We start from the raw sequence: 24,016 nt of genomic DNA, 5'->3' as shown, positions 1-24,016 counted from the left end.
GTGTCTGAAGTGTACCAGCCGCTCACCTTATCCTCCATGCGCGAATAAATTAAATTATAGACAAGCCAGGTTGCATCCGGCGTGACTCTACCGCAGCAAAGGCGGATTTGCGCTGGTCACCCGTCCGGCGTACATCGCGCGCCATGAGCGAGAGCCGAGACATGTCCCCCGCCCCCGACCGGCGCTTTTGCGTCGCGCCGATGATGGACTGGACCGACCGGCATTGCCGGGCGTTTCACCGTGTGCTGACGCGCCGGGCGCTTCTCTACACCGAAATGGCGGTGGATCAGGCGGTGCTTCACGGTGATGCGCCGCGCCTGATCGGGTTTGATCCGGCCGAGCAGCCTGTGGCGATCCAGCTGGGCGGATCGGACCCGGATCTGCTGGCGCGGGCGGCGCGGATCGCGCAAGGCTTTGGCTATATTGAGATTAATCTGAATGTGGGCTGCCCGTCAGACCGGGTTCAATCGGGCCGGTTTGGCGCCTGCCTGATGCGCGAGCCCGAACTGGTGCGCGACTGCCTGATCGCGATGCGCGAGGCGGTGTCGGTTCCGGTGACGGTGAAGCACCGCCTGGGCGTGGATAATCAGGACCCGCGCGAGTCGTTGTTCGGCTTTGTCGATACAGTGGCGCAGTCTGACGTGACAACATTCATCGTCCATGCCCGCAAGGCCTGGCTCGACGGGCTCAGCCCGAAGGAAAACCGGGACATTCCGCCGCTGGACTATGATCTGGTGCGCGCGCTCAAGGCGGCGCGGCCGGATCTGGAGATCATCCTGAACGGCGGGCTGGCCGATCTCGATCACGCTCTGGTTGAAGGCGCCGGGCTGGACGGGGTGATGCTCGGGCGCGCCGCCTATCACACGCCGTGGATTTTGAGCGAGGTGGATGCGCGCTTTTATGGCGAGCCTGCGCGGGACCTGGATCCGGTTGCGGCGCTGGAGGCCTACCGCCCCTATGTCGAGGCGCGCCTGGCCGACGGCGTACGCCTCAACGCCATGACCCGCCATATGCTGGGCTTGTTCGCAGGCCTGCCCGGCGCGCGCCAGTGGCGCCGCGTCCTGTCAGAGAATGCCCACCGGCCAGGCGCTGACTGGACGGTGGTGGAGGCGGCGATGCACGCCGTGGCGGAGGCGCGCGCAGCGGCATGATCGAGACCTATGGCCTGTTCATCCTGGCGCTGATCTTTGTGGGCGCCTTCGCCGGGCTGATCGCCGGGCTGTTCGGCATTGGCGGCGGGGTCGTGATGGTCCCGGCCATGTATTACACGCTGAAGCTCCTGGGCTATCCCGACTACGCCATGCATGCGGCCGTGGGCACGTCACTGGCGGTGATCGTCGTCACCTCGTTGCGTTCGGTCGCGGCCCATGCGGGCCGGGGCGCGGTGGATTTCAAGGTGCTGCGCCAGTGGGCGCCCTGGATCGTGCTGGGCGCGCTCGGCGGATCGGCGCTGGCGGGCGCGATCCCGACGCGTGGACTGGTGATCGTGTTCGCGGTCACGGCCTTTATATTGAGCCTTCAGTTTTTCTTCGGACGGGCCGACTGGCGTCTGGGCGATGATCTGCCCGGCCAGCCCTGGCGCGCGGGCCTTGCCGGGTTTATCGGCGTCCTGTCGGCGCTGATGGGCATTGGCGGCGGCGTGTTCGGCGTGACGCTGCTGACCGTGTTCGGACGCCCCATCCATACCGCCGTGGCCACGGCGGCGGGGTTCGGCGTGGCCATCGGCGCGCCGGCCGCGCTGGGCTTTGTCATCACCGGCTGGGCGGTGGAGGGGCGGGCGCCGCTCTCCCTGGGCTTTGTCAGCATGCCCGGCTTCGTGATCCTCGCTGCTGCGGCAGTGTTCGTGGCGCCTATCGGCGCCGCGCTGGCTCACCGTCTCAACGCCGCGCGGCTGCGCCAGGCGTTCGCGATCGGGCTGGCGCTGGTGGCCGCCAACATGATCCGCTCGGCGATCTGGGGTTAGGGGTCAGGCCTTCTGGCCGGTGTAGGGTTGAAGGGGGTGCGGCATTGCCGTATATTCAGCTCAAGTTGGAATTCGATCCTGAGAAGGATGACGCGAACTGCGACAAGCATGGCGTGTCGCTTGGCTTTGAGTTGGAGGTTCTGGCTGACCCCGGCCGGGTCGATGTTCTCGACACCCGGTTTGACTATGGCGAGGAGCGCTTCGTGACATACGGGTTCGCTGAAGGACGGGTCTGGGTTTGCGTCCATGCACCACGCAGCGGCGCAGCCCGCATTATTTCGGTCAGGAAAGCCGATGAGCGCGAAACCCAAAGATATGAAGGCGAAAACCGCCCCTGATCCCGATGCCCCGCTGTCCGATGAGGAATTCCAGCGGGGACGTTTCGCGGTGCTGGCCCGCTCGGCGCGGGCTGCGACCGGATTGAGTCAGCCGGATTTCGCCAGGCGCTACGGCGTCCCGGTTGCGAGCTTGCGCGACTGGGAGCAGGGCAGGCGCAAGCCCGATTCGGCGACACGCAATTATCTGCGTGTCATCGCCTCCATGCCTGATGCCGTGGCCCGCGCGCTGGATGGCGCCGCCTGAGCGGGATCAATCCCGGCCAACATGCCGTTTCGGCGATCTGGGGGAAGGGTCAGACCTTATGGCCCGCCTCATAGGCGGCGCGCCTTGCTTCCAGCTTCGGCTTGACCGCCTCGCGCTGCGCATCGCTCATGCGCGTCCAGCGGCCCAGCTCTTCCATCGTGCGGAAGCAGCCCACGCAGATATTCTGCGCCGGATCGACAAAGCAGACCTTGATGCAGGGCGTCCAGATCCGGGCGGTCATGGCCGCTAGATGACCTGCCTGCGCACGGGACGCAAGGGCGTCTGGCCAAGCGCGCGTGTTTCGGTATGTTGCGATCTCATGACGGGGAGCGCGCCATGGCGCGCCGTGATCGGGGATGTGTCCGGGCATGATCGAAGATTTCGGCCTGCAGCTGCGCAGTTTTCTGGGCGTGTTCGCCTTCCTGGCTCTTGCCTGGGTGCTGGGACCGCGCAAATCGATTCCCTGGGCGCTCATCGCCGGCGCGGTGGCGGTGCAGTATGTGATCGCCGTGGCGCTTTTCAGCTTTGCGCCCACGCGCGCCTTCCTGTCCTCGCTGACGGGCGTGGTGGAAGTGCTGCAGGCGGCCACTACCCAGGGCACCAGCTTCGTGTTCGGCTATCTGGGTGGCGGCGAAAGCCCGTTCGTGGTGCGTGAGGGCGGGGAGCGCTTCCTGTTTTCCTTCGCCTTCCAGGCCCTGCCCATGGTGATCGTTCTGTCGGCGCTGTCGGCCTTGATGTGGCGCTGGCGCATTCTGGAGTTCGCGGTGCGTGGGTTCGCGCTGATGTTCCGGCGCATCCTCAATCTCTCCGGCGCAGCGTCGCTGGGCGCGGCGGCGAATATTTTCCTGGGCATGACCGAAAGCCCGGTGCTGATCCGGCCGCGCCTGCCCACCATTTCAAAATCAGATCTGTTCCTGATCATGACCGTGGGCTTCTCCACCGTCGCAGGCTCGGTGATGGCGATCTATGTCAGCCAGCTCACCGGCATTCTGCCCGACGCTGCGGGCCACATCCTGACCGCCTCGCTGATCTCGGTGCCGGCGGCGGTAGTGCTGGCCCGTCTGATGCATCCGCAAGACGAGGAAGAGGGCGTTGCGGGGACTGAGAAGATCCCGGTCAATCTCTACCATTCCTCCATGGACGCGCTGACCACCGGCGTGTCGGACGGGGTGCGGCTGTTTATCAATATCATTGCAATGCTGCTGGTCTTCACAGCGCTGATCGCGCTGATCAACTTCATGCTGGGCGGCTTTCCCGACGTGCTCGGCGCGCCGCTGACAGTGGAGCGTGCGCTGGGCTGGCTGTTCGCCCCGCTGGTGTGGCTCGCCGGCGTGCCGTGGGCCGAATCCCAGGTGGCCGGGTCGGTGATGGGCTTCAAGACCGCGCTGAACGAGATTTTCGCCTATGACGCCCTGGCGCGCTTTGCAGAAGAGATGAGCCCGCGCACCCGGCTGATCATGACCTATGCGGTGTGCGGCTTCGCCAACTTCTCGTCAGTCGGCATTCTGATCGGCGGCCTGATCGCCGTGGCGCCCAGCCGGCGCGAGGACATCCTCAAGCTCGCCCCGCGCGCGCTGGTGTCTGGCACGCTGGCCACGCTGATGACCGGCGCGGTGATTGGCGCCCTGCCGATGGCGTTGTTCGCCGCCTGATCGGCTGGCCTCAGACTGCGGCAATATGGCTTCATAGTTTGCCTTGCGCCCTGGGTGAGTAACCTCATATATTTTGTGGGTGTTGTGAGCGAGGCCCTGTGATGCGTGATCCTCTAGCCTCCGTTGGCGATTGCCCTTCGGTGCGCGCGGTCGCGGCGAGCCCGTCCCGCCGGGGTTTCCTGACATTGGGGGCGGGCGGGCTCGCGGCTGCGGCAGCTCTGGCGGCCTGTTCGCCCCGTTTCGCCAAGGTTCCGACCCGGGCCCATATTGTCATCGCCGGGGCGGGCGCTGCCGGCCTGACGGTTGCCAACCAGCTCGCGCAGCGCCTGGACGGCGCGCGCATCACCCTGATCGACCCGCGCGCTCGCCATCTTTATCAACCCGGCTTCACCCTGGTCGCGGCCGGGCTGGAGCCTGCCAGTTACCCGGTCAGCCGGACGGGCGATTACATTCCCCGCGACGCTGACTGGATCGAGGAGGGGGTCGCCGCTTTCGATCCCGATTCCAACGCTGTCGTCACCAGCTCGGGACGGCGGGTGGCCTACGACTATCTTGTCGCGGCGGTCGGCATTGATCTCGACTATGACGCCATCGACGGCATGGATGTCGCCCGGATTGGTGAAAACGGGCTGGGCAGCGTCTATCACAGTCCTGAAGCCGCGCAGGCGACGTGGCAGGCGATGTCTGGTTTCGCCGACGCCGGCGGTGACGCGTTATTCATGCGCCCCGCCACGGAAATGAAATGCGCGGGCGCGCCGCTCAAATACACCTTCATCACCGACGACGTGCTGAGGCGTCGCGGCAATCGCGGCCGCGCCCGGCTGACCTATGCGGCGCATAATCAAGAACTGTTCAGCGTGCCGATCGTGTCGGAAAAAGTGCGCATGCTGTATCAGGATCGAGGCGTGGATACGGTGTATCATCACGTCCTCAAGTCCATCGATATCGATGCGCGCAGGGCGGTGTTTGACACACCCGGCGGCGAAACCGAGCTTGGCTATGACTTCATCAATGTCATCCCGCCCATGCGCGCCGCGCGCGCCCTGCGCGACAGCCCTCTGGCGTGGAGCAGCGGCCCATGGGCAGCAGATGGCTGGGCGGAAGTGGATCGCCACACCCTGCGCCATGTGCGCTATCCCAATGTTTTCGCCATCGGCGATGCGGCCGGCGTGCCAAAGGGCAAGACTGCAGCCAGCGTCAAATGGCAGGCGCCCGTGGCCGCTGATCACATTGCAGCGGATCTGGCGGGCGGGACCAGCGATAGCCAGTTCAATGGCTACACTTCTTGCCCGCTGATCACCCGGCTGGGCCGGGCCATGTTGGTGGAGTTCGACTACCAGAACAATCTGACCCCGTCTTTCCCGGGCGTGATCGCGCCGCTGGAAGAACTCTGGATTTCGTGGGTTATGAAGACCATCGCGCTCAAGCCGACCTATGTGGCGATGCTGCGCGGCGACGCTTGAGGGAGGCGCGAGGGCGATGCAGGAACTCGATCCGGCGGTTTTGCTAGCGGTATTGCTTGAGATGATGGGGGCGTGGTTCTGGTTGCTGCTGCTGCTGGCGCTGGCCGGCCTGGGCGGTTTCGGCTGGGTCGTGTGGCGCGAACGCACCGTGTCCAGCGGCCGTCTTGTGCGCGCCCAGGCGTTTGCGCTGCTGGCCGGAGCGGGCGCTCTTGTGCTGATGGCTCATGTGACCCGATCCGGATTCACCGATGCCGGCGGGCCGGTGGACTGGCTGTTGATCGGTGTGATCTTCGCCGCAGGGTGGGCTGGAGGCACGATATTGCTCTACGCGGCGATCGGGCTGTGGCCGCTTTTGCCCGGGCGAGCGTGGCTGGCGGCGATCGCGGCGCGCAAACAGACTGTCCGCTCGTCGCGCTGATGTCCGGTGCGCCGGTCAGGCGGCGAGCGCCGCCGTGATTGGCCGCCCTGCCTGTGGCTCTGTTCGGGTGACGTCAGGCGGCGGCTTGGGCCGCCGCCTGAGCGCCTAACTGTCTTGGTGCAGCGGCTTGTTCGACAGAACGCAGTTGAACGGCGCCCCGAAGGTGAGCAGCAAGTCGACTTCGGGGTCCTCGAATGACTCGTTGAGCACGAAGACGACCCGGTCGACATTGCGCTCTGTCAGCGCCGGGGGCAGCTGTCCCGAGATAAAGGCGTACGTCCCGTAAAGCCCCATCGGCGTGAGCGAGGCGGTGGCGCCGAACACTGTGGTGTCGGCCCACATGATCAGGCTCTGGGGATTGATGTTCCACTGCGTTGAAGTCTCCGTTCCCAGATAGCTTTGGAACCGGGACTGGCAGTAAGCGTCGTATTGCGGCGCCGGCGAGGCGTTCTGCATGACCGCATAAAGCAGGGTCAGCTGGACGTCCGTCGTGCCGGTTTCGGCCATGGCGGCCGGGGCCGAGGCGAGGGCGGCGGCAGCAATTCCGCAGGCGAGCAGAGCTTTCATATCAAACTCCATGGTTGTCAGCGCCAATGCGCGCAACCTGAAGATATTGTGCAACCCAAGAAATGTCGAGGGGGATTAATTAGTCGCCTATACGGGGAATGATCTTGCTCCTCAGCCACCCGAACGTGGAATTGCCTTTCAGCGCGTCCTTGTAGGCGTTTTCCATAAAGGCGTTGAGGCCTTCGGGGTCGCCCAGCATGTCCATGCGGGTCTTGAACGGGCCGTCCGGGTCCAGGTCCTTGACCGGCGCGGCGGGAATGCCGGCGGCGACCGTGTTGGCGGGAATGTCTTTGGTGACGACGGCGCGGGCGGCGATTACGGCATTGTCGCCAATGGTCACGCCCTTGCCCACAAAGGCGCCGTCGCCAATCCAGACATTGCGTCCGATCACGATAGGGGCGCTGGCCGGGCGCGGATCGATGCGGTCATAGAGATCATGCCAGTCGCTGTCGGACAGGGTGACGTTGCGCGCGATCAGCGCCCCGTCGCCGATCGTGATCGCCTGCGCGGCCAGCACCCGAACCCCGCCCGCAAAGAAGCAGCAATCGCCGATCTCGATCTGCCCGGGCGCATCCTGCGGCGACCAGACGGTGAAGCTGACCGGCTGGTCGCGCCGGCTGATGATGTGGATGGCGCGCCCGGCGCGGACATTGGGTCCGAACACTTCCACATTCCACGGGCGTACGATCTTGGGGTGGGGGCCCAGCGCCTCGAAATGCGGGGCGAGAAAGTGCTTCGCCCAGGCATTCTCGAACGCCTCCCACAACGAGTGCATCCAGTATGGGCGGTGGTCACGGCGCATGGGGCGGGCTATCCGTTTCAGGCATGAGCGACGATCTGATTGAAAACGCGATTCTCACCCTCGCCGAGCAGCGCGGAGCTGGCAAATCGATTTGCCCGTCCGAGGCCGCGCGCGAAGCCTTCCCCGAGGACTGGCAGGCGCGCATGCGCCATGTCCGTGCCGCAGCCGTGCATCTGGCGCGCCAGGGGCAGGTGGTGATCCTGCGCAAGGGCAAGCCGGTGGATCCGGAGACTTTCAAAGGCGTCTACCGAGTCGCCATCGCGCCGGTGAAGGGCGATGAGCCCGGCTGAAGACAATCCTCCGCCTGAATCCGTCGAGGCCGTGCTGGCCGCAGCGCGGGCCTGCCGGGTCTGCCAGGGTGCGTTGGCCCATCCCTGCCGGCCCGTCGCGCAGGCGCAATCCACCGCGCGCATCCGCATCATCGGCCAGGCGCCGGGGACGCGGGTCCAGGCCAGCGGGCGGCCCTTCACCGATCCGTCCGGCGTCCGGCTGCGCGACTGGATGGGTGTGGATGAAGCCGAGTTTTATGACCCGGCGTGCATCGCTGTCACGCCCATGGGACTGTGCTTTCCCGGTCTCGACGCCAAAGGCGCCGACAAGCCGCCGCGCCGCGAATGCGCACCGCTCTGGCAGGACCGGTTCTCGGCTGCGCTGCCTGATGTCCGCCTGACGCTTCTGGTGGGCGCCCACGCCCAGCGCTGGCATCTGGGCGCGGCGGCGGAGAAGACGCTCACAGAGACGGTTTTGCACTGGCGAAAGCATGCGCCTGCGTTTGTTGCGCTGCCGCACCCGAGCTGGCGCAACAATGCGTGGCTGGCGCGTAACCCGTTGTTCGCGCAAGAGCTTTTGCCCTGGCTGAGGGCGCGCGTGCGCAGCATTCTCGACCAGAGCGATTGACCGGACAAATCGCCAGCGGTTTCCAAGGCTTGCGTGCAGGCGCCCCGCCTTGTATCCCGCCCGCGCACTTTCCAGACGCGCATTTCCACCCGGCGAGCCAAGACCGGCGGCGCGTCCGGCTCTTGTTCCTGAGGCCGCTTGAAGGACTCCCCCCATATGAGCGTGTTCGAGCATTCCGCATTCGACGATCATGAAAAAGTCCTGTTCGCCACCGACCCGGAGACCGGGCTGAAAGCCATTCTGGCGGTGCACTCCACCGCCCGCGGTCCCGCCGTCGGCGGCTGCCGCATGTGGACCTATCCCAGCTCGGTCGAGGCGCTGACCGACGTGCTGCGCCTGTCCCAGGGCATGAGCTACAAAAACATCATGGCCGATCTGCCCATTGGCGGCGGCAAGAGCGTGATCATCCGTCCTGAGGGCGAGTTTGACCGCGAAGCGTTGTTCGAAGCCTTCGGGCGCGCGCTGGAATCGCTCAACGGCCAATACATCTCCGCTGAAGACGTGGGCGTGTCGCCTGCGGACATGGTCGCGGCGCGGCGCGCCACGCGCCACGTGGTCGGCCTGCCGGACGGTACCGGCGATCCCTCGCCGATCACGGCCAAGGGCGTGTTCCTGGGCATACAGGCCTGCGTCGAGCGCGGCCTGGGAAAGTCGGACCTGAACGGCGTGCGGATCGCCGTCCAGGGCGCCACGGGCCATGTCGGCGGTTATCTGTGCCGTCACCTCGCTGAAGCGGGCGCCGAGCTGTTCCTGGCGGACATCAAGGCCGAGCCGCTGGCCGAGCTGGCGCGTGAGCTGGGCGCGACGGTCGTCTCTGACCCGGGCGCCATCTATGACGTGGACGCCGACGTGTTCGCGCCGTGCGCGCTGGGCGCCGTGATCAATCCGTCCACCATCGGGCGGCTGAAGGTGAAGATCGTGGCCGGCGCGGCCAATAATCAGCTGGAGACCCGCGATATGGGTCAGGCGTTGATGGATCGCGGCATTCTCTATGCGCCCGATTACGTGATCAATGCCGGCGGCATCATCAATGTGATGGGCGAGCTGGATTCACGCTTCGACGCCAAATGGGTCGAAGGCAAGCTGCTTACGCTCAAACAGACGCTGGGCGAGATCATCGACGCGGCGGCCAGCGAAGGCCGTCCCGCCAACATGGCCGCCGACCAGCTGGCGCGCGAGCGCCTGGCCGAGGCGGCGCAGGCGCGCAAGCAGGCGGCCTGAAACGACTGACGTCGCGCTGGCCAGCCAGCACCGGCAACACAATCGCAATGAGTTGAGGGGCAGGATTGGACCATGAACGGTCTCATCCTGCCCCTTTTGCTTTTGATCGCCGCGCCGGCAATCCCGGCGGGGGCGATTTTGAGCGATCATGAACGCCGCGGCGCTGTGATCGAGCGCCCGCACGGGTTGGCCGAGGCCAGCGCCAATGCCTGCGCATCGATTTGCGGCCTGCGTGAGGGCTGCATGGCCTGGAGCTGGCGGCCTCTGGCGGGCGCACGGCCCGGCAGCTGCGCGTTGCTCGGCGCGGTGCGCCCGGCGACCCCTTCGCCCGGTTCAGTGACTGGCCTGTCGCCCGCCCTGGCCGCGCAGATCGAGGCGGCGGGCAACCGCGCGCCCAATGCCCGCGAACGCGCTGCGCTGGAGGCTCTGGACACCGCTGACAGCCGCCGCCCGACCCTGCGGGCGCGGGACCGTGAGCCCGGATTGGCCGGCGGTTAACGTCTGGGCAAGCGTGACCTGCAAAACCGCTGGCCGAGGCGGTTCCGCCACGGATTCTTTACCTGCTCATGCCAAAGTGGCAGTCTCTTTTCTCGTGTCACGGAGCCTTTTCACGCATGTCCGCCTCGTCCCAATTGCACAAGCTGGCCGAGCTGGCGCGCGAAAAGTCATCCGAACGCCGCCGCCAGTTGCTGCGCGAGGTGACCGACCTGTTTTTCGAAGCGCCTCCAGCAGCGGCAAGCCGCACCCAGGCCGAATTTGATTCGGTGCTGCAGACCCTGGCCGCCCAGACCGCCACGAGCGCGCGCGCTGAGCTGGCCGAACGCTTCGCCGACAGCGCGGTGGCGCCGCGCGGGCTGTTGCTGCAGCTGGCGCTCGACGCCATTGAAGTCGCCGCGCCGATCCTGTCGCGCTCCACCGCGCTGAAGGACGAGGATCTGGTCGCCATCGTGCACGAGCGCGGTCAGGACCATATTCGCGCCATCGCGCAGCGCAGCCAGGTCGGCGAGCGCCTGTCCAGCGCCATTGTGGAGCGCGGCGATGACACGGCCGTGGCCCGCCTGGTGAGCAATCCCGGCTCGCGCCTCAGCCGTCAGACATTCGAAGCCGTCGCCCAGCGCGCTGAGGCCAGCCCGGTATTGCAGGCGCCGCTGGTGCAGCGCAAGGATACGCCGGCTGACCTTCTGAGCGATCTCATGACCGTGGTCGAAACTCATCTGCGCGAGCAGATTACGGCGCGGTTTGAATCGCTGGAGCCGGGCGTTCTGGAGGCGGCGCTGGCCGCGTCGCATCAGCGGCTGGCCGCGCGCATGGCCGAGGATGGCGAACTGGCCGAAGCGCGCCGGTTCATCGCCGCCAAACGCATGCGCAAGGAGCTTGATGGCGCGCTGCTGGTGCGTCTGCTTCGCGAGAAGAAGCGCGTGCACTTCTGCGCGGGCTTCGCCGAGATGACGGGCGTCGACTACGTCGCGGCGCGCCGTGCGCTGGACCATGAGTGCGCCGACGGCCTGGCGATGATCTGCAAGGCTGCAGGGCTCGACAAGGCGCTGTTCGTCACCGTTGCAGTTCTGCGCGGCGGCGCCGGGGATCACGCTTTCGCCGAGGCGCGTGATCTGGGCAAGATTTACGACGCGCTCGACCCTGAAAGCGCGCGGCGCGCGCTGCGCTTCATGAAGCTGCGCAAGGATGCGCAAGCGGCCTAGCGGCGAACGTCTGACGCCCGGCAACCTTGCCAGCGGGCGCCTGCTCGGCTACCTCGCGTCGGCTGAAGCACTAAGGACCCGCCATGACCGCCGAACCTGCTGGGCCCGAATGGGCGCGCCGGCGCACCTACGCCATCATCTCCCACCCCGATGCCGGCAAGACGACGCTGACCGAAACCCTGCTGCTGGAAGCGGGCGCTATCCGCCTGGCCGGTCAGGTGAAGGCGCGCGGCCAGAACCGGCGCACCCAATCGGACTGGATGAAGATCGAGCGCGAGCGCGGCATCTCGGTGTCGGCCTCGGTGATGACCTATGACTACAAGGGTCTGTTGTTCAACCTTCTCGACACGCCGGGCCACGAGGACTTCTCCGAAGACACCTATCGCACCCTGACCGCGGCTGACTGCGCCATCATGGTGCTCGACGCCGCCAAGGGCGTGGAGCCGCGCACGCTGAAGCTCGTCGAGGTGTGCAGATTGCGCGATATCCCGATCATCACCTTCATCAACAAGATGGACCGTGAGGCGATGGAGGTGACCGATCTCCTCGACGATATCCAGGACAAGCTGGCGCTGGACGCCACGCCCATGCAGTGGCCCTGCGGGTCCGGCCAGCGCTTTCGCGGCGTGGCGGACATGGCGCGTGATGAGTTCATCCTCTACCGCCGCCCCTCGGCCGACGATCAGGACCCGGTGGCGTCCGAGCGGTTTTCGCTGACCGGCAATTCGATCACGTCTGAGCTGGCCGCGGACGAGCTTGCCGAGGTGCGCGAAGGGGTCGAGATGGCCCGCGAGCTGTGCCCGCCCTTCATCGAGCAGAGCTTCCGCGAGGGCCATCTGACGCCGGTCTATTTCGGGTCGGCCCTGCGCCGGTTCGGGGTGCGTGAATTGCTCGACGCCGTCGCCGAAATCGCCCCCGGACCCCAGCCCCAGGCCGCGACCGGTCCGGCGGACCGGCTGGAGCCGAGCGGCAAGGAAGTGGCGGGCTTCGTGTTCAAGGTGCAGGCGAATATGGATCCCAATCACCGCGACCGTGTGGCGTTCGTGCGCCTGGTCTCGGGCTCGTTCCGTCGCGGCATGAAGCTGAAGACCGACCACGGAAAGCAGCTGACCGTGTCCAACCCGATCCTGTTCTTCGCGTCCGATCGCGAGATCGCGGATGAGGCGTTTGCCGGCGATGTGATGGGCGTGCCGAACCACGGCGTCCTGCGCGTTGGGGATACCTTGTCTGAAAGCGGCAAGTGGCGGGTGGCGGGCATTCCCAACTTTGCGCCCGAAATGCTGCGCCGGGCGCGCCTGAAGGACCCGCTCAAAGCCAAGCACCTGAAAAAGGCGCTGGAATCGCTGGCCGAGGAAGGCGTCACGCAGCTGTTCCGCCAGCAAGTGGGCGGCGAGTTCGTGATTGGCGCGGTGGGCGCGCTGCAGATCGACGTGATGGCGCAGCGCGTGGCGGACGAATATGGCATCGAGGTGGTGTTCGAAACCTGCCCGTTCGAGACCGCTCGCTGGCTGCAGGGTCCGCAGGACAAGATCGACGCCTTCATCGACCGCCACAAGACCGCCATCGCCGAGGATATCGACGGCGCCGTCGTATTCCTCGCCAAATCGTCGTGGGAGGTCGGTTACTCGCAGGAAAAATATCCTGACGTGATCTTCGCCAAGACACGCGAGCGCGCGACATGACCGCCAACGCGCCAGCCAACGGTGCGGGCGACGCGCTGCTCGACCGGGCCGAAACGCTCTGGGAGATCGTCGTCCGCGTCTGGAATACGAGCTTCGTGGGCTACAATGTCGGCGACGGGCTGGTCGCGCTTGTCGTACTGGCGCTCGCGTTTCTGGTGCGCGGCCTGTTCTCCCATCTGGTGCTGCGGCGCCTGATCGCGTTCGCCGACCGCAGCGACAACAGTCTCGACGGCAAGGTGATCAACGCCCTGAAAGGGCCGGTCAAGCTGATCCCGGTGATTATCGGCGTCTATATCGCGTTCACGATCGTGGATTTTCATGCCGAGACGGCGCCGGTGAACGGCACGCAAGTGGTGGAATCCCTTGTGGTGATCGCCCTGTTCTGGGCGCTTCACAATGTGGTTGTGCCGGTCGCCTTTCTGATGACCCGGCTGCGCAAGGCGCTGACGCCGGTGATGGTCGACTGGCTGGCCAAGTTTCTGCGCATCCTGTTCGTTGTGATCGGCGCAGCCGCCGTCCTGCAGATCTGGGGCATACCGGTCGCGCCGGTGATCGGGGGGCTCGGGCTTCTGGGCGTCGCTATTGGTCTGGGCGCGCAGGATTTGTTCCGCAATCTCATCGCAGGCATTCTGATCCTGACCGAAAAGCGCTTCGTGCCGGGCGAATGGATTCTGGTGGACGGCGTGGTGGAGGGTACGGTGGTGGAGATCAATTTCCGCTCCACCCTCGTGCGCCGGTTTGACCGCAGCCCGGTCTATGTGCCCAACTCCAAGCTTGCCGACAACGCGGTGACCAATTTCACGCGGATGAGTCACCGCCGCATCCGGTGGATCATTGGCGTGGAGTACAAGACCACCACCGCGCAGCTGCAGTACATCCGCGACAAGGTGCTGGACTATATCCAGAACAATCCCGAATTCGCCAGGCCGCCTGAAGTGCCGACCTTCATGCATGTGGACAGTTTCGGGCCGTCCTCAATCGATTACCTTCTGTACTGCTTCACGATCACGACCAATTGGGGCGAGTGGCTCAGGATCAAGGAAGAGCTGGCGTTCGAGCTCAAGAAGATCGTGGAGGAGGCGGGCACAGCCTTCGCCTTCCCGTCGACCAGCGTCTATATGGATGACGGCGCAGAAATCTTCGTCCCGCCCGCCGTGCGCGCCCATGCGGGCGACCCAGCCGGCACGGCGCCATTGCCCGATTCAGTCGCCCGCGGCGGCGCCGACGCCAATGAAGCCGGCACAAGCGAGACGGTTTCGGGCGAAGCGGAAAGCGGCGAAAGCGAGCGCTGAAGCGGCTGACGTTGTTGAGGCGATGCGCCCGAGTCAGGCCTCGTCGTCGAGCGGTTTGGGTTCGACCATTTTCACCGCAATGATGGATATCCCATAGAGCCCGAACATCGCCGCGCCCAGGAAGATCTGGCTGATCGGATCGGGCGGCGTCACGAAGGCGGCGAAGGCGGCGATGCCTACCAGGGCATATTTCCAGGATTTGATCAGTGTTTCACTGGTCAGCAGCCCCGCCTTCCCCAGCAGGGACAGGAGCACGGGCAGCTGGAAGCTGATGCCGAAGGCAAGGATCAGCGTGGTGACGAGATTGAGATACTCCGACACCCGGGTCAGCAGTTGTATACTGGCGCGCCCCTCGACCGGCGCCTGTTCCTGGCCCAGCGCGAAGCTCATGACGAAGGGCAGGATGATGTAGTAGACGAAGGCCATGCCCGCCGTGAACAGCACCGGGGCGGCGACGAGGAAGGGCGCAAACGCCAGGCGCTCATTCTTGTACAGGCCCGGCCGCACGAAGGCCCAGACCTGATAGGCCATGACCGGGAAGGCCAGCACGATGGCGCCGAACAAGGCGAGCTTCAGCTTGACGAAGAAGAATTCCAGCGGCGCAGTGAAGATTAGTTGGAGGGCGAGGTCGTCGCCGCGCACCTGCCGGGCTGCGTTCTCGAACGGGACAAGGAGGAAATTATAGATCGCCTCGGCGGCGATGAAGCAGATCACGAAGCCCACCGCCAGCGCGCCCAGGGTCACAATCAGGCGCGAGCGCAGCTCTTCAAGGTGCGCCATCAGCGGCGCGCGCGAGGCTTCAACCTCGTCTTCAGGGTCCGTCTGCGCGCCCATGATGCTAGTCCGTCTGTCCGGGGTCTTGCGCCGGGGCCGGGGGCCGGGCGCGGCCGGCCAGGCGCGGATGCTCGCGAATATCGGCGGGGCGCGGCTCAGCCGGCGGATCGACCTCGGCCATGGCTTCAGCTTCGGCCTTTTTCAGCTCGGCGCGAATCTCGTTGACCGGGTTGGATTTCTTCAAGGCTTCGATTTCCTGGCGCAGTTCGGACAGCTCCGCCTCGCGGCCCAGCTCGTCAAAACTGCGCTGAAAATCACGCGCCATCGCACGCATCTTGCCCATGAAGCGGCCCGCCTTGCGCACCATGAGCGGCAGGTCTTTGGGGCCAACCACCACAAGGGCGAGGATGACGATGATCAGCAGCTCGGGAGCGCCGATACCCGGGTTCATCGCCTAGCTCCCGGTACGTTCGTCCTCGCGGCGCGGCTCGGCCGTGCGACCCGCCTCCGAGCCGAGGGCGCCGGAGGGGGTGGGGGTTTCGTCCGCGCCGGCGGATTCGTCCTCGTCCTTGAGGCCCTTGCGGAAGGCGGTTATGCCCTTGGCCATGTCGCCCATCAGCGCGGATATCTTGCCGCGCCCGCCAAACAGCACGAGCAGCAGCAGCGCCACGACGATAAGTCCTGTCCAGTGCGCACCCATGAAGACGTCTCCTTGACACCCGGTCCGCGCGCTGCAGCGCGCTCTCCTAATTTCTAGAGGATAATCATGGCCTGGTCCAATGGCGCGGGCGCCCGCATGCACGCTTGAAACCTGCGCCGGACCGGACAAAGCTCGGCGCTGATACACGTCCCAGCTCAGGAGCCCCCATGGCCTGGACCAGCTTCGCCGTCACACAGGACGGCCCGATCGCCCGTCTCACGCTGAACCGCCCGGACAAGCGCAACACCATGACGCCGGCCTTCTGGCGCGAGCTGCCCGAGGCGGTGATGGCGCTGTCGGACGCAGGGCGCACCCGGGTGCTGATCGTGGACGCCGAAGGCCCGGTGTTCAGCGCCGGTATGGATATCTCGGTGTTTACTGATCCCGGCGCCCTGTCGACCGGCAGCGCGGCGGCGCGCGAAGCTTTCCTGACCGCCGCCACCGCCCTGCAGGACGCCTTCACGGCGTTCGAGCGCGCGCGCTTTCCCGTCATAGCCGCCGTGCAGGGGCCCTGCGTGGGCGGGGCGGTGGACATGATCACGGCCTGCGATCTGCGTTACGGGACGGATGTGGCGTGGCTGAGCATCGAGGAAACCAATATCGCCATGTTCGCCGATGTGGGCACGCTGCAGCGCTTGCCCAAGCTGATCCCTGAAGGCGTGGCGCGCGAGCTGGCCTATACCGGCGCCAGGCTGGACGCGCAGCGGGCTGAACGGCTGGGCCTCTATAACGCGGTGCTCGACACGGCTGACGCCCTGCGCACCCATGTAGATGCGGTGGCGCGCGAGATCGCCGCCAAGGCGCCGCTGGCCATCAGCGGCGTGAAGCGCTCCTTCCTCTATGCGCGCGACCATGCGGTAAGTGACGCGCTGGAACAGGCCATGGTGCTGCAGGCGAGCCTGTGGAACCCGGCTGACATCATGGAGGCGATCACCGCCCGGGCAGAAAAGCGCGAGGGCGCCTATCAGGCGCTGGCGCCGGTGCGGCGCATGGGGCGAAGCGCGCCGGACACAGACTGATCCAGATGGGTCAGAGCACCTGGTTGGTGATGTAGTCTTCCTGCTCATCCTCATCGACCAGCGCTTCGCTGATCAGCGCGCCTTTCACGCTGATGCCTGCGGCGATGACGCTGGCCGGATCGCCGGTGCGCAAGGGGTGCCAGTCGGGCAGGGGTTTGCCTTCATCAATCAGCCGGTAGGCGCAGGTGTCCGGCATCCAGCCCAGCTGGCCGATCCGGTCGGGCGTCAGCTTCACGCAGCCTGGAACTTTTGCATGGCGGTTGGCGTAGTCACGGCAGCGCACGGTCTTCAGATCGAGCAGTCGGCAGGCGAGCGAGGTGCGCCAGACCGATCCGTCGTCATCCTCCAGAAGCAGGGTGCAGCAACGCCCGCACCCGTCGCACAGCGATTCCCACTCGGCTTGCGTCATTTGCGCCAGCGTCTTTGTTTCGTAAAACGGGTCATTGGGGGCCATCGCCCGAATTTAGCCGCGAAAGCGCGCTGTTAACAGCGCACCGCAGCACAGTGACACAGGAGCGCACGATCACGTACCGGGCCGACCATACTGCGCCGTTCGGCGCGCGCCTGCGGCGCGCCGCGCTGCCGATTCTGGGCGGCGTCCTGCTATTGCTGGTCTGTCTCGGAGCCGTCGCCGGCGGCGTCACCTGGCGCTGGGCGTTCCATGATCTGCCCGAGCTGCCCGAAGACATTGGCGCGCTGTGGGACGTGCGCATGGAGCCGTCGGTGACGGTCCTGGCCAATGACGGGACGGTGATGGCGGTGCGTGGCCCGCTATACGGACGCCGTGTGCGTCTGGAAGAGATGCCCGCTCATTTGCCGCAAGCCTTCCTGGCCATCGAGGACCGGCGATTCTTCGAGCATGACGGCGTGGATCTGCACGGGCTGGCGCGGTCCTTGTGGGTCAATCTGCGCGCCGGCCGCACCGAGCAGGGCGGCTCCACCCTGACCATGCAGCTGGTGAAAAACCTGGTGCTTAGCCCTGAGCGCAGCCTGCGCCGCAAGCTTCAGGAAATGCGCCTGGCGCGCCAGCTGGAGCGGCGGCTGAGCAAGCAGGAAATTCTCGAACTCTACCTCAACCGGGTTTACCTGGGCGAACAGGCCTATGGCGTGGAAGCGGCGGCACGGCGCTATTTCCAGACCACCACCGCTGAGCTCACCTTGCAGGAGTCGGCGCTGCTCGCTTCCCTGCCCAAGGCGCCCACGCGTCTCGCCCCGACCGACAACATGGAAGCGGCGCTGGCGCGCACGCGTCTGGTGCTGACGTCCATGCTGGACGAGGGTTTCATCGATCCCATCGCGTACATGACCGCGTCGGCGATCCCGGCCGAAGTGGCCGAAGCGCTGCTGGCGCCCGGTGACGCGCAGGCCTCCGGCCACCCGTTCGACGCGGCCGTCGCCGAAGCTCTGGCGATTCTGGGCGAGGACCGGGCCATTCCTGATCTGGTCATCACGACGACCATCGACCTGGCGCTGCAGCGCGCGGCCCAAGCCGCGCTCAACGCGGTGCTGGACGAGCAGGGTGAAGCGCGTCAGGCGGGCGAGGGCGCGCTGGTGGCGCTGGGCCCCGACGGTCAGGTGCGCGCGCTGGTGGGCGGGCGCGATTACCGCCTGAGCCAGTTCAACCGCGCCACCCAGGCGCGCCGTCAGCCGGGATCGGCCTTCAAGCCCATCGTGTTCGCTGCGGCGTTCGAGGCGGGCATGAGCCCGGCCACGACCTTCAATGACGGCCCCATCGATATTGACGGATGGAGCCCGGTGAATTTCGGCGGACGGTTTCTGGGACGCATCACCATCGCCGACGCCCTGAAGCGCTCGGTCAACACCGTGGCGGCGCAGGCGGGCGTGCGCGCAGGGATGACCAATGTCACCGCGCTGGCCGCGCGCATGGGGTTGAGCACGCCGATGCTGCCTGTGCCCGCCATGACGCTGGGGGCGGGCGAGGTGCAGCTACTGGAGCTGACCGGCGCGTACGCAGTGTTCGCCCGCGATGGCTGGCGGCGCGACCCCTATCTGGTGCGCGAGATCCGCAGCGCCCGAGGCGAGCTGATCTGGGAAGTGGACCCTGCGGACGACGGCGAATCGGTGCTCACGGTCGAACATGCCCGCTGGGTCAGCACGATGCTGCAGAGCGTAATCATCGACGGCACCGGCACGCGGGCGCGGGTGCCCGGCCATACGGCGGCGGGCAAGACCGGCACCAGCCAGAACAGCCGCGACGCCTGGTTCCTCGGCTATACCGCCCACCTCACCGCCGGGGTGTGGGTCGGCAATGACGACGATACGCCGATGGAGGGGGTGACCGGGGGGCAGCTGCCGGCCGAGATCTGGAGCCGGTTCATGATTGCGGCCCATGAAGGGGTCGAGCCCGCGCCACTGACCGCGCCCGCCCCGCGCCGCCGCAGCGAACGCGACGAGCGGCTGGCGGCGTTCTATTCCTCGCTGGCGTCACGCTTTGACGCCGAACTGGACGCCTCGGGCGGCTGAATGCGCAGCTCGGAGCGCAATTCAGCCAGCTCTATGCGCAGCGCGCGAACCTCGTCGAGCAGCTGGACGCGCTCGTCATGGGCGAGCTGCTGACGCTCGTCCTCGGCGTCGAAATGCTTGGACTGCATGGAGTCCACGATCACCGCGATGAACAGGTTGAGCACCGCGAAGCTGGTCAGCACGATAAAGCCGACAAAGAATATCCAGGCGAACGGATGCTCGGCGATCACCGGGCGGGCCACGCCCATGGACCAGCTTTCCAGCGTCATCACCTGGAACAGGGTGAAGGCCGACGCGCCCAGATTTTCAAAGAATTGCGGGTGGGTGCCCGCGAACATCATCGAGCCCATCACCGCGCCGACATAGAAGATCACGGTGAGCACCAGGATGATGGCGCCCATGCCGGGGATCGCCTTGCCCAGCGCTTCCACCACCCGGCGCATTTCGGGCACGACCGAGAACAGGCGGAACAGGCGCAGCACCCGCAGCGCCCGCAGCACGGTGAACGCGCCTGCGTCCGGAACGAGCGACAGGGCCACTACCGAAAAGTCGAACCAGTTCCAGCCCGAGCGGAAGAAATTCTGGCGCTGGACGATCAGCTTGAGGGCGATCTCGATGACGAACACCGCGATGATCGCGCGGTCCGCCCAGTGGAGCACGGTGACCGCACTGGCGGGCAGGTCATAGGTCATTAGGCCCAGGATCGCCGCGTTGATCAGGATCAGCGTGGTGATGGTGTTGCGAAAGCCCGCGCTGGCCACAAACCGGGCGATGGGGCCTTCAGGCTTTGGGGCAGGCTCGAGGGCAAGGGTCATGGCGCGGACCGGTATGTGAGGGTGTGGACGGGACGAAAGAGGTAGGGTGCGCTGCTGCGCACTGCAATCGGGATCAGGCGGCGTCGGCGGCAATGACGTGGACGGCGTCCGGATCGAGGGAGAGGCGCACAGCGTCGCCCTGACGGTGACGCGCCGAGAGCAGCGTGCGCGCCATGACCTCGCGGTCGCCGTCGGCCAGATGGCACACCAGACGCAGCTGGCCTACGCCCGCCCGGCGCTCGGCGATGGTCGCCAGCGCCCCTTCAGAGTCAGCGCGCCCGACCTGGATCGATTCAGGGCGCGCCAGCACGCAGACTTTCGCTCCGTCCGCAAATCCCGGCGCAGGCGCATCACCCAGAAGCGTTTGCGCGCGGCCATTCGACACCACCGCGTCAAACACCTCCACCTCGCCCAGAAGCCGGGCGGCGGTGAGCGAGTTCGGGCGCAGGTAGAGCGCGTCGGGCGCGCCGGTCTGGATGATGCGGCCCTCGCTCATCAGCGCGATCGTGTCGGCCAGCGCCAGCGCCTCTTCCGCGTCATGGGTGACCAGCAAGGTGGCGGCCTCGCTCTCGCGCAGGGCGCGGGCGGTGGTTTCGCGCAACTCAGCGCGCAGGCGCCGGTCAAGCCCGGAGAAGGGCTCGTCCATCAGAACGACGTCAGGATGGGGCGCCAGCGCCCGGGCGAGGGCCACGCGCTGCTGCTCGCCGCCGGATAGCTGGTGGGGGAAGGCGTGCGCTCTCCCCTCCAGCTCAACGGACCTGAGGCGCGCCATCGCCTGTGTGCGCCGGTGGGCGCGGTCGCCATCGCGCAGACCGAAGGCCGTGTTGTCCAGCGCCGACAGGTGGGGAAACAGCGCGTAGTCCTGAAACACCACGCCGCAGCGGCGCTCTTCAGGCGGGACGTGGACGCCCGGTCCGCTCCACATCTTGTTCTCGAAACGGATATCGCCGCCGTCGAGCCGCTCCAGTCCGGCGATGGCGCGCAGAAGCGAGGATTTGCCCGAGCCGGACGGGCCCAGCAGCGCCGTAACCCGCCCGCAGGTCAGGCGCAGATCGGCGCCGTCCACCGCCGGGCGGCCGGGCGCGAAACGGACTGTGGCGGCGCGCACATCCAGGACACGGTCATCCAGGATCAATGGCCCGCCTCCGGCCGCACAGCTTCGGCACGCACGCCTTCTGCACGCACGATGCGCCGGGCGATCCAGATCATCGGAGGCAGGGCCACAGCCGCGATCAGCAAGGCGGGCAGGGCCGCTTCGCCAAGGCGTTCATCAGATGCGTAATTGTGCGCAATCACAGCCAGGGTGTCGAAATTGAAGGGTCTCAGGATCATCGTTGCGGGCAGTTCTTTAAGCACTTCAACGAAAACCAGAAGGGCGGCCAGCAGCGCGCCTTGTGTGATCAGCGGCCAGTGCACGCGCCGCGCGGTCTCGCGCGCGCTGGCGCCCAGCGTGCGCGCCGCGCCGTCCAGAGTGGGCGTGACGCGCGACAGGGCGCTGTCGGCCGGACCGATGGCGGCTGCGGCGAAGCGCGACAGATAGGCGAAGATCAGCGCGGCGATCCCGCCTGTGAGCATGACCGGGAAGACGGCGCCGAACAGCCCGGTCCAGGCCGCATCGATCCAGGTCTGCATGACGCCAAGGATCGCCAATACGCCCATGGCGGCCACAGCGCCCGGCACCGCGTAGCCAAGCCCGGCGACGCGCGCCGCCACTGCGCCCCGGCGCGTGCCGGTTCGAAGCGCGTAAGCGGCGGCAAGGCCCAGCATCGCCGCGAGCACGCCCGCGATGACGGCGAGCAGAACGGCGTTCTGGGCGGCGCTGGCAAGGTCGCGGGTCACGGGCGCATTCAAGGCCCGGTAGGTGAGGCGTCCCAACGGGATCACCATGCCCAGAAGGACCGGGGACAGGCAGAGCGCCGCTGCCGCCAGACCGCGAATCGGCGACAGGACGATCCGGCGCGACGGACGCCGGCGGCCCGACGCGCTGGTCTGGCGGGCGCGGGCGCGCTGGGCGCGCTCCAGGGCGAAGATCAGGAAGGCGATGGCGACCAGAATGAGGGCCAGGCGCGCGGCGTCCGCCGTCGCGCCTTCACCGGCCCAGGCGCGGATCAGACCCACGGTCAGGGTCGGCGCGCCCAGATGGGCCACCGCGCCGAAATCGGCCAACGTCTCCATGACCACCAGCGCCAGACCGGCGGCGATGGCGGGGCGGGCCATGGGCATGGCGGCGCGCAGGAATGCCTCGCGCGGACGGGCGCCGAGCGTGCGGGCGGCTTCATAAGCGTCTGAGGATTGACCGGCGAACGCTTCGCGCGCCAGGAGATAGACATATGGGTAGAGCGTCAGGCCCAGCACCAGCCCTGCGCCGGTGGCGCCGCGCACCGTTGGCAGCATGCCCAGCGGTCCGGCAGCCTGGGTCAGGTCAAACCAGCCATAGGCGGCGGCGTAGGCGGGCACCGCCAGCGGCAGGGCCAGCAGCCATTCAAACACGCCGCGCCCGGCAAACTCATAGCGCGCCACCAGCCAGGCCAGGCCCGACCCCAGCACGACCGCCAGGCCGCCGGAGATGACCGTCACCTGCAGCGTGTTCAGGAGATAGACCGGCAGGCGGGTTGACCAGAGATGGGCCAGATAGCCTGACCACTCGCCCGAAACGGCCAGCGCCGCCACCGCAACAAGCGGGGCGGCGCAGGCGATGGCGGCGATCAGGGCGGGCCAGACCGGATAGGCCTGGCGCAGACGCGGGCTTACGGCCATCCGACGCGGTCAAAGATGCGTTGTGCGGCAGTGGCGTTCTCGCCCAGCCGGTTGACGTTCACCGGGTCCGGCGTGATCTGCGGATAGGCGGCGAGCACATCATTGTCGTAGGTGACGCCCGCCACGACCGGGAATTCATTGGTCAACTCGGCGAACTGGCGCTGGCCGTGCTCGGTCAGCAGAAAGGCGAGGAACGCTAGGGCGTTGTCGCGGTTGGGGGCGTTCGCCGCCAGACCTGCGCCGGAAATGTTGAACGGGGCGCCGCGTCCGGCCAGCGAGGGGAAGACAATGTCGACCGCCTCGGCCACGGCGCGGTCAGCCGGATCCTCGGTGCGCTGGAGCCGGGCGAGGTAATAGTGGTTCACAATGGCGATGTCGCATTCGCCTGCGGCCACGGCGCGGATCTGGTCGGTATCCCCGCCCTGCGGCGCGCGAGCGATGTTGGCCGCGACACCGGCGGCCCAGGTTTCGGCCTGCTCAGGGCCCACCGCATCGATCAGACCGGCGAGAAGCGATTGATTATACACATTGTTCGACGAACGCACGCACAGGCGGCCGCGCCAGCGCTCGCCGGCGACATCGAGGAAGTCGGTGATTTCCGAGGCGTTCACACGATCCCGGGCGAAGACCACGACACGCACCCGGCTGGCGAAGCCGAACCAGTGGCCGTCGGGATGGCGCAGATTGGCCGGCACGGCGTTGAGTGTATCGGCGAGCTCGGGCGCAGGCTGGAACAGTCCGGCCTGATCGGCGCGCCAGAGCCGGCCCGCGTCCACGGTGATGACCACATCGGCCTGGGAGCGGGCGCCCTCGGCGCGCATGCGTTCGATCAGCTGGTCGGCGGGCGCCTCCAGGACGTTGACGCGAATGCCGGTTTCTTCGGTGAAGGCCGCGTAGACGGCCGCATCCGAGGCGTAGTGGCGGGCGGTGAACAAGTTGATCTCGCCCGCGTCAGCGGCGCTGGAGACCTCTGCGGCCTCGGGCGCGCAGGCGGACAGGGAGAGGGCGGCGATGGCGCCAGCGGCGAAAAGGCGTTTCAACATGGCGGGCAGTCCCCGGAACAGATGACAGGGCGCATAGCCCTTCGCCATGCGCATGCTATCTGTGTGGCATTTTTGAGAACGCTTCGCAAGAGCATGGGACGCAGCTGCGGCGCCGGGACGCGGCCCGTGCGCCCATGGCCCGCTTCGATCTGCCGATTGACATCACAATCGCGTGAGCGAAACGG

The 24,016-nt window shown here is 66.7% G+C and carries 26 protein-coding genes and 1 pseudogene; 16 read left to right on the top strand and 11 right to left on the bottom strand.

The window, feature by feature from the left end:
- Window positions 1-161 precede the first annotated feature (161 nt).
- The 4 genes from dusA to L2D01_11005 all read left to right on the top strand — a co-directional run bounded on the left by dusA (window position 162) and on the right by L2D01_11005 (window position 2,545).
- On the top strand, window positions 162-1,151 hold the full coding sequence (gene dusA, locus L2D01_11020) for a tRNA dihydrouridine(20/20a) synthase DusA (GenBank protein WBQ09427.1): 990 nt from the start codon (window positions 162-164) through the stop codon (window positions 1,149-1,151).
- A complete protein-coding gene (locus tag L2D01_11015) occupies window positions 1,148-1,963 on the top strand; it encodes a sulfite exporter TauE/SafE family protein (protein WBQ09426.1) in 816 nt (271 codons plus the stop codon). Before dusA ends, L2D01_11015 begins: the two co-directional genes overlap by 4 nt.
- A gap of 65 nt (window positions 1,964-2,028) precedes the next feature.
- Window positions 2,029-2,301, top strand: coding sequence for a BrnT family toxin (locus L2D01_11010; protein ID WBQ09425.1), 273 nt, complete (start codon window positions 2,029-2,031; stop codon window positions 2,299-2,301).
- Window positions 2,279-2,545 (top strand): helix-turn-helix domain-containing protein, encoded by a 267-nt coding sequence (locus tag L2D01_11005; protein WBQ09424.1) that lies wholly within the window; start codon window positions 2,279-2,281, stop codon window positions 2,543-2,545. Before L2D01_11010 ends, L2D01_11005 begins: the two co-directional genes overlap by 23 nt.
- Window positions 2,546-2,594: 49 nt before the next feature.
- Here L2D01_11005 and L2D01_11000 read toward each other — a convergent pair whose 3' ends face one another.
- Window positions 2,595-2,786: a DUF1289 domain-containing protein gene (locus L2D01_11000; protein ID WBQ09423.1), complete on the bottom strand. Its 192-nt coding sequence runs from the start codon at window positions 2,784-2,786 to the stop codon at window positions 2,595-2,597.
- A 127-nt stretch (window positions 2,787-2,913) separates the two neighbouring features.
- Between L2D01_11000 and L2D01_10995 the strand changes: the two genes are divergently transcribed.
- From L2D01_10995 to L2D01_10985, 3 genes are all read left to right on the top strand, one after another.
- Window positions 2,914-4,197 (top strand): nucleoside transporter, encoded by a 1,284-nt coding sequence (locus L2D01_10995; protein WBQ09422.1) that lies wholly within the window; start codon window positions 2,914-2,916, stop codon window positions 4,195-4,197.
- A 101-nt stretch (window positions 4,198-4,298) separates the two neighbouring features.
- Window positions 4,299-5,660, top strand: a complete 1,362-nt coding sequence (locus L2D01_10990) for an NAD(P)/FAD-dependent oxidoreductase (GenBank protein ID WBQ09421.1) — start codon at window positions 4,299-4,301, stop codon at window positions 5,658-5,660.
- Window positions 5,661-5,676: 16 nt separating this feature from the next.
- Window positions 5,677-6,078, top strand: coding sequence for a DUF5368 domain-containing protein (locus L2D01_10985; protein WBQ09420.1), 402 nt, complete (start codon window positions 5,677-5,679; stop codon window positions 6,076-6,078).
- 105 nt (window positions 6,079-6,183) lie between these two features.
- Here L2D01_10985 and L2D01_10980 read toward each other — a convergent pair whose 3' ends face one another.
- Both L2D01_10980 and L2D01_10975 read right to left on the bottom strand, forming a co-directional pair.
- On the bottom strand, window positions 6,184-6,645 hold the full coding sequence (locus L2D01_10980; protein WBQ09419.1) for a hypothetical protein: 462 nt from the start codon (window positions 6,643-6,645) through the stop codon (window positions 6,184-6,186).
- Between the two features lie 283 nt (window positions 6,646-6,928).
- Window positions 6,929-7,036, bottom strand: a pseudogene (locus tag L2D01_10975) (maltose O-acetyltransferase).
- A 434-nt stretch (window positions 7,037-7,470) separates the two neighbouring features.
- Here L2D01_10975 and L2D01_10970 point away from each other — a divergent pair.
- The 7 genes from L2D01_10970 to L2D01_10940 all read left to right on the top strand — a co-directional run bounded on the left by L2D01_10970 (window position 7,471) and on the right by L2D01_10940 (window position 14,239).
- Window positions 7,471-7,737, top strand: a complete 267-nt coding sequence (locus tag L2D01_10970) for a DUF3253 domain-containing protein (GenBank protein WBQ09418.1) — start codon at window positions 7,471-7,473, stop codon at window positions 7,735-7,737.
- On the top strand, window positions 7,724-8,344 hold the full coding sequence (locus L2D01_10965; GenBank protein WBQ09417.1) for a uracil-DNA glycosylase family protein: 621 nt from the start codon (window positions 7,724-7,726) through the stop codon (window positions 8,342-8,344). Before L2D01_10970 ends, L2D01_10965 begins: the two co-directional genes overlap by 14 nt.
- 156 nt (window positions 8,345-8,500) lie before the next feature.
- Entirely contained in the window at window positions 8,501-9,565 is a 1,065-nt protein-coding gene (locus tag L2D01_10960; GenBank protein WBQ09416.1) for an amino acid dehydrogenase, read from the top strand.
- Window positions 9,566-9,637: 72 nt separating this feature from the next.
- Window positions 9,638-10,063: a hypothetical protein gene (locus L2D01_10955; GenBank protein WBQ09415.1), complete on the top strand. Its 426-nt coding sequence runs from the start codon at window positions 9,638-9,640 to the stop codon at window positions 10,061-10,063.
- Window positions 10,064-10,179: 116 nt separating this feature from the next.
- Complete coding sequence (locus L2D01_10950; protein ID WBQ09414.1) at window positions 10,180-11,265, top strand: DUF2336 domain-containing protein; 1,086 nt, start codon at window positions 10,180-10,182, stop codon at window positions 11,263-11,265.
- Between the two features lie 83 nt (window positions 11,266-11,348).
- Entirely contained in the window at window positions 11,349-12,947 is a 1,599-nt protein-coding gene (locus tag L2D01_10945; protein WBQ09413.1) for a peptide chain release factor 3, read from the top strand.
- Window positions 12,944-14,239, top strand: a complete 1,296-nt coding sequence (locus L2D01_10940; protein ID WBQ09412.1) for a mechanosensitive ion channel family protein — start codon at window positions 12,944-12,946, stop codon at window positions 14,237-14,239. The genes L2D01_10945 and L2D01_10940 overlap by 4 nt, the downstream gene beginning before the upstream one ends.
- Before the next feature lie 33 nt (window positions 14,240-14,272).
- Here the strand turns inward: L2D01_10940 and tatC are convergent, their stop codons facing one another.
- The 3 genes from tatC to L2D01_10925 are packed head-to-tail and all read right to left on the bottom strand — an operon-like array spanning window position 14,273 to window position 15,713.
- Window positions 14,273-15,073 (bottom strand): twin-arginine translocase subunit TatC, encoded by an 801-nt coding sequence (tatC, locus tag L2D01_10935; GenBank protein WBQ09411.1) that lies wholly within the window; start codon window positions 15,071-15,073, stop codon window positions 14,273-14,275.
- Between the two features lie 4 nt (window positions 15,074-15,077).
- A complete protein-coding gene (tatB, locus tag L2D01_10930; protein ID WBQ09410.1) occupies window positions 15,078-15,464 on the bottom strand; it encodes a Sec-independent protein translocase protein TatB in 387 nt (128 codons plus the stop codon).
- 3 nt (window positions 15,465-15,467) lie between these two features.
- Window positions 15,468-15,713: a Sec-independent protein translocase TatA gene (locus L2D01_10925; GenBank protein WBQ09409.1), complete on the bottom strand. Its 246-nt coding sequence runs from the start codon at window positions 15,711-15,713 to the stop codon at window positions 15,468-15,470.
- 167 nt (window positions 15,714-15,880) lie between these two features.
- Here L2D01_10925 and L2D01_10920 point away from each other — a divergent pair, with 167 nt between their 5' ends.
- Window positions 15,881-16,732, top strand: a complete 852-nt coding sequence (locus L2D01_10920) for an enoyl-CoA hydratase-related protein (protein WBQ09408.1) — start codon at window positions 15,881-15,883, stop codon at window positions 16,730-16,732.
- Between the two features lie 10 nt (window positions 16,733-16,742).
- On the opposite strand, the gene L2D01_10915 is transcribed toward L2D01_10920, so the two are convergent.
- Entirely contained in the window at window positions 16,743-17,186 is a 444-nt protein-coding gene (locus L2D01_10915; GenBank protein WBQ09407.1) for a YcgN family cysteine cluster protein, read from the bottom strand.
- Window positions 17,187-17,236: 50 nt separating this feature from the next.
- Between L2D01_10915 and L2D01_10910 the strand changes: the two genes are divergently transcribed.
- A complete protein-coding gene (locus tag L2D01_10910; protein ID WBQ09406.1) occupies window positions 17,237-19,216 on the top strand; it encodes a PBP1A family penicillin-binding protein in 1,980 nt (659 codons plus the stop codon).
- Here the strand turns inward: L2D01_10910 and L2D01_10905 are convergent.
- The 4 genes from L2D01_10905 to L2D01_10890 all read right to left on the bottom strand — a co-directional run bounded on the left by L2D01_10905 (window position 19,162) and on the right by L2D01_10890 (window position 23,831).
- Window positions 19,162-20,031, bottom strand: coding sequence for an ion transporter (locus L2D01_10905; protein WBQ09405.1), 870 nt, complete (start codon window positions 20,029-20,031; stop codon window positions 19,162-19,164). The two genes, L2D01_10910 and L2D01_10905, sit on opposite strands and share 55 nt — an antisense overlap.
- A gap of 73 nt (window positions 20,032-20,104) precedes the next feature.
- Window positions 20,105-21,166 carry an ABC transporter ATP-binding protein gene (locus tag L2D01_10900; protein ID WBQ09404.1) on the bottom strand — a complete coding sequence of 354 codons (1,062 nt, stop codon included), beginning with the start codon at window positions 21,164-21,166 and terminating at the stop codon, window positions 20,105-20,107.
- Window positions 21,163-22,788 carry an iron ABC transporter permease gene (locus L2D01_10895; GenBank protein ID WBQ09403.1) on the bottom strand — a complete coding sequence of 542 codons (1,626 nt, stop codon included), beginning with the start codon at window positions 22,786-22,788 and terminating at the stop codon, window positions 21,163-21,165. The genes L2D01_10900 and L2D01_10895 overlap by 4 nt, the downstream gene beginning before the upstream one ends.
- The gene (locus L2D01_10890; protein ID WBQ09402.1) at window positions 22,779-23,831 is read right to left on the bottom strand and encodes an extracellular solute-binding protein; all 1,053 of its coding nucleotides are present in this window, start codon (window positions 23,829-23,831) and stop codon (window positions 22,779-22,781) included. The genes L2D01_10895 and L2D01_10890 overlap by 10 nt, the downstream gene beginning before the upstream one ends.
- Window positions 23,832-24,016: the final 185 nt, after the last annotated feature.

The sequence above is a fragment of the Hyphomonadaceae bacterium ML37 genome, assembly GCA_027627685.1.
GTDB lineage: Bacteria > Pseudomonadota > Alphaproteobacteria > Caulobacterales > Maricaulaceae > Oceanicaulis.
The sequence above is the reverse complement of the archived record's forward strand: the minus strand, read 5'-3'. Positions and strand labels throughout refer to the sequence as shown.

Coding starts and splice junctions, on each gene's coding strand:
- dusA (WBQ09427.1), top strand. CDS start 162: ATGTCCCCCGCCCCCGACCGGCGCTTTTGCGTCGCGCCGATGATGGAC.
- L2D01_10960 (WBQ09416.1), top strand. CDS start 8,501: ATGAGCGTGTTCGAGCATTCCGCATTCGACGATCATGAAAAAGTCCTG.
- L2D01_10905 (WBQ09405.1), bottom strand. CDS start 20,031: ATGACCCTTGCCCTCGAGCCTGCCCCAAAGCCTGAAGGCCCCATCGCC.
- L2D01_10955 (WBQ09415.1), top strand. CDS start 9,638: ATGAACGGTCTCATCCTGCCCCTTTTGCTTTTGATCGCCGCGCCGGCA.
- L2D01_10920 (WBQ09408.1), top strand. CDS start 15,881: ATGGCCTGGACCAGCTTCGCCGTCACACAGGACGGCCCGATCGCCCGT.
- L2D01_10915 (WBQ09407.1), bottom strand. CDS start 17,186: ATGGCCCCCAATGACCCGTTTTACGAAACAAAGACGCTGGCGCAAATG.
- L2D01_10925 (WBQ09409.1), bottom strand. CDS start 15,713: ATGGGTGCGCACTGGACAGGACTTATCGTCGTGGCGCTGCTGCTGCTC.
- L2D01_10995 (WBQ09422.1), top strand. CDS start 2,914: ATGATCGAAGATTTCGGCCTGCAGCTGCGCAGTTTTCTGGGCGTGTTC.
- L2D01_11005 (WBQ09424.1), top strand. CDS start 2,279: ATGAAGGCGAAAACCGCCCCTGATCCCGATGCCCCGCTGTCCGATGAG.
- L2D01_10970 (WBQ09418.1), top strand. CDS start 7,471: ATGAGCGACGATCTGATTGAAAACGCGATTCTCACCCTCGCCGAGCAG.
- L2D01_10890 (WBQ09402.1), bottom strand. CDS start 23,831: ATGTTGAAACGCCTTTTCGCCGCTGGCGCCATCGCCGCCCTCTCCCTG.
- L2D01_11000 (WBQ09423.1), bottom strand. CDS start 2,786: ATGACCGCCCGGATCTGGACGCCCTGCATCAAGGTCTGCTTTGTCGAT.
- tatC (WBQ09411.1), bottom strand. CDS start 15,073: ATGGGCGCGCAGACGGACCCTGAAGACGAGGTTGAAGCCTCGCGCGCG.
- tatB (WBQ09410.1), bottom strand. CDS start 15,464: ATGAACCCGGGTATCGGCGCTCCCGAGCTGCTGATCATCGTCATCCTC.
- L2D01_11015 (WBQ09426.1), top strand. CDS start 1,148: ATGATCGAGACCTATGGCCTGTTCATCCTGGCGCTGATCTTTGTGGGC.
- L2D01_10895 (WBQ09403.1), bottom strand. CDS start 22,788: ATGGCCGTAAGCCCGCGTCTGCGCCAGGCCTATCCGGTCTGGCCCGCC.
- L2D01_10950 (WBQ09414.1), top strand. CDS start 10,180: ATGTCCGCCTCGTCCCAATTGCACAAGCTGGCCGAGCTGGCGCGCGAA.
- L2D01_10990 (WBQ09421.1), top strand. CDS start 4,299: ATGCGTGATCCTCTAGCCTCCGTTGGCGATTGCCCTTCGGTGCGCGCG.
- L2D01_10945 (WBQ09413.1), top strand. CDS start 11,349: ATGACCGCCGAACCTGCTGGGCCCGAATGGGCGCGCCGGCGCACCTAC.
- L2D01_10940 (WBQ09412.1), top strand. CDS start 12,944: ATGACCGCCAACGCGCCAGCCAACGGTGCGGGCGACGCGCTGCTCGAC.
- L2D01_10980 (WBQ09419.1), bottom strand. CDS start 6,645: ATGAAAGCTCTGCTCGCCTGCGGAATTGCTGCCGCCGCCCTCGCCTCG.
- L2D01_10965 (WBQ09417.1), top strand. CDS start 7,724: ATGAGCCCGGCTGAAGACAATCCTCCGCCTGAATCCGTCGAGGCCGTG.
- L2D01_10985 (WBQ09420.1), top strand. CDS start 5,677: ATGCAGGAACTCGATCCGGCGGTTTTGCTAGCGGTATTGCTTGAGATG.